This window comes from Rothia sp. HMSC065G12 (genome assembly GCF_001811455.1).
In the GTDB taxonomy this organism is placed as follows: Bacteria; Actinomycetota; Actinomycetes; order Actinomycetales; family Micrococcaceae; genus Rothia; species Rothia dentocariosa.
Map to the genome: position 1 here is coordinate 1 of NZ_KV804803.1, position 4,702 is coordinate 4,702.

The window sequence follows — 4,702 nt, forward strand, 5'->3', positions numbered from 1 at the left end:
GTAGCCCTTTACGAGGTTATTTTGGGCATCTTAATGATTGTTGTCACGACAAATAGTATTAAAAAGACAGACAAATCTTCAGAACAAAAGCAGCATGAGGTATCCGAAGGGGTGCCTGATGAATCGCTCTAGAATCCCTTTACCTTCGGCTGCACCTGGCGATTCCACGCCCAAAATCCCGTTCCGTAAATTCCTTCTTAGGGCACACGTGTAAGGTGAGACAATCCGCTGTTGAGGATATACGCGGTGCTATGGTTGAGCTACCAACGACACCACCGAAACACATAGAGAGGAGAGCATGATGCGGCAGCTTTACGCAGCGCAGAAAATCTTCAAAATTACCGACCACTATGTCGTCACCGACGAAGGCGGGTACACGGTATATCAGGTTGATGAAAACTACCGGGTTCTCGGCAAAAATATGAATGTGACGAACGTTGAGACCGGCGTGCAGTTCACGCTGGAGCGGCAGCTTGGGCTCGGTACCGTTTTCAATGTTGGCTTTTCCACCGGCGACCAGCTGCATATGCGCAAACGGTTTAAACTCGCGGGACTCAACATAGAAGCCTACCTCAACCAGACTCCGCTTCAGATCGGGGGTAGTTTCTGGGAAGGTAACTTTGAGATTGTTCTCGAAGGAAGTATCGTTGCCGCTATTCACAAGCCTAGGTTTAAGATGCGCGACAAATATCAGATCACTGTGTACGACCAGCGTTTTCAAGACGTTGCTATTGCAGTTCTCATCGTTGTTGATTATCTATCTGATCAGCGGCAGAAGAACAGGCCTAGAATTAGTTTTCACGGATCCTAAAGTCCCTCCTATGCGTCAGGTTTGATGAGGCGCGAGCAGATAGTATTTTGGTGAGCAGATAATCGATTGTTATCTGCTCGCCACAATAACCATCTGCTCGTGGGGATTAAAGCATGCTTATAGAGATTTACTTCTTGAAACACCTAAGAAAAAATATTTAAAACATGAAATGTTTATAAAAACTTACGAAGCGTGGCGTTATATTTTTATGTGACATGCCCGAATAAGAAATATGACATTTAAAAATTTTGAACAATGATCACTCTGACGTAGAGCATGATAATGCGTGAACCTCTGTCTTGTGTGATGCAGCAAAACAGCCTCAAAGGGTTGAAAACTCGCCCGTGTAGCTTCTATGGTAGGGGCAGAGGCGTTCAGGAAAGCACTGCACAGTAAATGCATTATATGAGGTGACCAAAAATCACTTTGAGATGTGTTGCTGGTATGCAGCTCTTGCAGATATATTCTGAGCACCCTAAATAAAATCCTCGCTCCGGAAGAGGAAATGTCATAACCCTGCGCCTTCTTTTATGAGGCGTTCACAGATAGTACGCAATCAGCAACGCTTTTTGTAGCTCTACAGTGGCGAGTGCGCGTATCCAACCACCATGTGAAAGGAAGATAAGTAACATGACTCTCGAAAATCCCGGACTTTCTCGCCGTAAGCTGCTGCGTACTACCGCTATTGGTGTGCCTGCTGCTGGTCTGCTCGCTTTCGGCTCGACCCTTGTGACCGCACCGAGCGCGCAGGCTTATCACGCTCTAGTTGGTGCTGATGGTTGGTGGGGGTCAAAAACTTCCAGTGGGCTCCAAACTTTCTTAAATATTACCCAGCATGCTCGCTTGAGCGTGGATGGTGTGATTAGTTCTCAGCCGTCAAGTCTGCAGGCTTCATGTCCCGGTCTTGCTGGTGGCTGGGAGTGGGTTGATGATGCTCAAGCATCTGGCTCTCAAACAATAGTTGCGATGCAAACTTGGCTAGGTGTTGGGGCTGACGGGATTTTTGGTTCTGAGACTATCAGTGCCCTGCAAGCCCATTATGGACTGACAGCGGATGGAACACTAGATGGACCGTCGCCGACAATTCTGACTCTGCAGAATGAAATTAACCATTACCTTCGCGCAGACAATGATGAGATAGCGAAGAATAATTAACGCTACTACCGGTGATGGTTTTATGGTGTGCTGAAATCTTCTCCAACTTCCTGCACCAGAAAAATACGCAAAGGAGGGTATTCCTGATGACTCTCGAAAATCCTGGACTTTCTCGCCGTAAGCTGTTGCGTACTACCGCTATTGGCGTGCCTGCTGCTGGTCTACTCGCTTTCGGCTCGACCTTGGTAACTGCAACGAGCGCGAATGCTGTTGATGTTGACGGCTACTGGGGTTCGGAGACCTCGACAGGTTTTCAGAAATTTCTGAATGCCTTTCTGAGTGCTGGATTGGACGTTGATGGCATGATCAGCTCTCAGCCTTTGAGCATGGCTTCTTCCTGCTCCGGCATCGTTGGTGGTTGGGAGTGGGTAGAAGATTCTCAGGCCAAGGGATCTCCCACTATCGGGCTGATGTTTATGTGGCTGACTCATGATCCAGACGATACTCTTGAGGCAAAGACGCAAGAAGGGAGCGCGTCTTTGATTCAAGAAACGGGCGAACCTTTGTCCAATAACCAAATTTCGCCTACACACATCAAGCTCATGCAGGGCCATTATGGGCTTACCCGCGACGGCGTTCTGTCAGCTCCATCGCAGACCATTAAGGCCTTGCAAAAGGAGATCAACCAGTACGTTGGCTAATCCAATGTGACAGTTCTTCACGTGTCGGGAGGGTGGATCGGCCATCTAGTGGTATATCCATCATCCCGACAAGGAAGACATCTTCCAGCTCTAGCTTTCTGTACCTGAAAATACGCAAAGGAGGGTATCACTATGTCGAATGAACATTCTGGTATTTCGCGTCGTCGCTTGCTGCGCACCGCCTCCATAGGCATTCCCGCCGCAGGCGTTTTGGCGCTGGGGTTCAGCATCGTTAGCGTCCCAGCTGCTCAGTCGCTTGAGGCTGATGGTTATTGGGGTTCTGAGACAACCTCGCAGCTTCAAAAGTTTTTCTTCAAAATCTTTGCGCAGGAACTCGGTCAGCCTACATACGGGTATGAAGACGGTGTTGTGAAATATCAGCCTGTATCGCAGCAGTCTGCCAATCCTGGGCTGGGCAGCGGATGGCAGTGGGAATCCGATGGGGGAGCGCAAGGCTACGACTTCACCATCTATTACCTGCAGCGTTGGCTGGGTGGCGTTGAGGCTGACGGAACGATTGGCCCCAATACCATCAAGGCTCTGCAAAATCATTACGGTCTCACGGCAGATGGTCGCCTAGATGGACCTTCAGAGACTATCAAGGCTTTGCAGAACGAGATTAGCCAGTACGTCGGTTAGCTCTGCGTGAGATTTGATGATGCGTGAAAAGCACGTTGGTGCTTCTCAGCGGACATATATTTTCATCCTGAAGGAGAATAAAATGACGAACGAACATTCTGGTATTTCTCGCCGCAGGCTGGTGCGTACCGCTGCTGTAGGCGTACCCGCCGCGAGTTTGCTGGCTTTCGGCTCCACTCTGGTGACCGCAACAAGTGCGAGTGCGGTTAGCGTTGATGGTTACTGGGGCGAGGAAACCTCTGCAGGGCTCCAACGCTTTATGAATGCCGTGCGTGGGGCCGGGTTGTCGGTGGATGGAGTTATTAGTTCTCAGCCATCAAGTATGGCTCCATCCTGCTCGGGTATCGTCAGCGGTTGGGAATGGGTCGATGATGCACAGGCCTCTGGTTCCCCAACCATGCTGGCCATGTATCAATGGCTTGGATCCGGGACTCATGGGCAACATCTTTTCCTCAAAATTGAGGAATGGGGTGGGAATGTAACTGGCTACAGCATCACAGGCGTTCATATCAAGCTTTTACAAGAGCATTATGGCCTGACGGCGGATGGAACTTTAGATAGTCCATCACCGACTATTGAGGCTTTGCAGAACGAGATTAACCAATACGTCGGCTAAAACCCGGCGTTGCTCTTTCACCAGTTGGTGCACAGTCCTATTCGAACTAATTGAGGAGAAAAAATGATACTTCGTAAATCTGATCGTCCTCGTAAGTCGATGCGCGTAACCTCGCTCGTGACCCCCATTGTGGGTGCCCTGCTAGCGCTTGGCTTCATGACGGCTCCGGCGGCGAATGCAGGGATTGCCGATAACTCGACAGGCGCAATGCAGGCAGAATCTGAGCAGCTTCATCAAGAAGCCCGGGACGCTACAGATCTAGCAAATAAGTTTGACCAGGATAACATCGCGATTAATGATTCTGCCGCTGCGGATCTGCGTGATGCTGCGCAGAAGGCTGAAGCGATGGCTCAAGAACGAGACCAGGCAGTTCAGGCTGTTGAAGATGCTGATCGTGACGCCGCCAGCCTCTTTGAATAAATAATTCGCAACTAAGTTGTGTGAAGAAGTGATATTGGGGCTTGTGAGCTTTTGACTGGTGCCAAGATTGCTTCAAACCTTTTATGAGCCTTAGTTGAGGAAGGAGTATTATGACTCTCGAAAATACCGGACTTTCCCGTCGTAAACTGTTGCGTACTACCGCCATTGGCGTACCCGCTGCGGGTATGCTCGCCTTCGGCTCGACCTTGGTAACCGCGACGAGTGCGAATGCGCTTGAGGTTGATGGTTACTGGGGAAGTGAAACTACACGTATGTATCAGAGGCTCGCTGCGCTTGAGGTGGTAGATGGCATCGTCTCAAGTCAGCCTGCGTCTCAAGCGAGTGCTAACCCTGGGCTGACGAGTGGCTGGGATTGGGTTTCTGATGATGCCGCCTCCGGTTCAGAAACCATCAAAGATT

The 4,702-nt window shown here is 49.8% G+C and carries 7 protein-coding genes; all 7 read left to right on the forward strand.

Features of this window, described 5'->3' with window-relative positions:
• Nucleotides 1-298 precede the first annotated feature (298 nt).
• Entirely contained in the window at nt 299-811 is a 513-nt protein-coding gene (locus HMPREF2804_RS02140) for an LURP-one-related/scramblase family protein (protein WP_070627068.1), read from the forward strand.
• 630 nt (nt 812-1,441) lie between these two features.
• The gene (locus HMPREF2804_RS02145) at nt 1,442-1,966 is read left to right on the forward strand and encodes a peptidoglycan-binding domain-containing protein (protein WP_070627070.1); all 525 of its coding nucleotides are present in this window, start codon (nt 1,442-1,444) and stop codon (nt 1,964-1,966) included.
• An 86-nt stretch (nt 1,967-2,052) separates the two neighbouring features.
• A complete protein-coding gene (locus tag HMPREF2804_RS02150; RefSeq protein ID WP_070520308.1) occupies nt 2,053-2,607 on the forward strand; it encodes a chemotaxis protein CheA in 555 nt (184 codons plus the stop codon).
• Between the two features lie 132 nt (nt 2,608-2,739).
• Complete coding sequence (locus tag HMPREF2804_RS02155) at nt 2,740-3,246, forward strand: peptidoglycan-binding domain-containing protein (protein ID WP_070627072.1); 507 nt, start codon at nt 2,740-2,742, stop codon at nt 3,244-3,246.
• Between the two features lie 82 nt (nt 3,247-3,328).
• Nucleotides 3,329-3,862 carry a hypothetical protein gene (locus HMPREF2804_RS02160; protein WP_041321908.1) on the forward strand — a complete coding sequence of 178 codons (534 nt, stop codon included), beginning with the start codon at nt 3,329-3,331 and terminating at the stop codon, nt 3,860-3,862.
• Between the two features lie 63 nt (nt 3,863-3,925).
• Nucleotides 3,926-4,282, forward strand: a complete 357-nt coding sequence (locus HMPREF2804_RS02165; protein ID WP_239653096.1) for a hypothetical protein — start codon at nt 3,926-3,928, stop codon at nt 4,280-4,282.
• Nucleotides 4,283-4,392: 110 nt separating this feature from the next.
• On the forward strand, nt 4,393-4,702 hold a 310-nt coding region (locus HMPREF2804_RS02170), incomplete at its 3' end, for a muramidase (protein WP_070627074.1).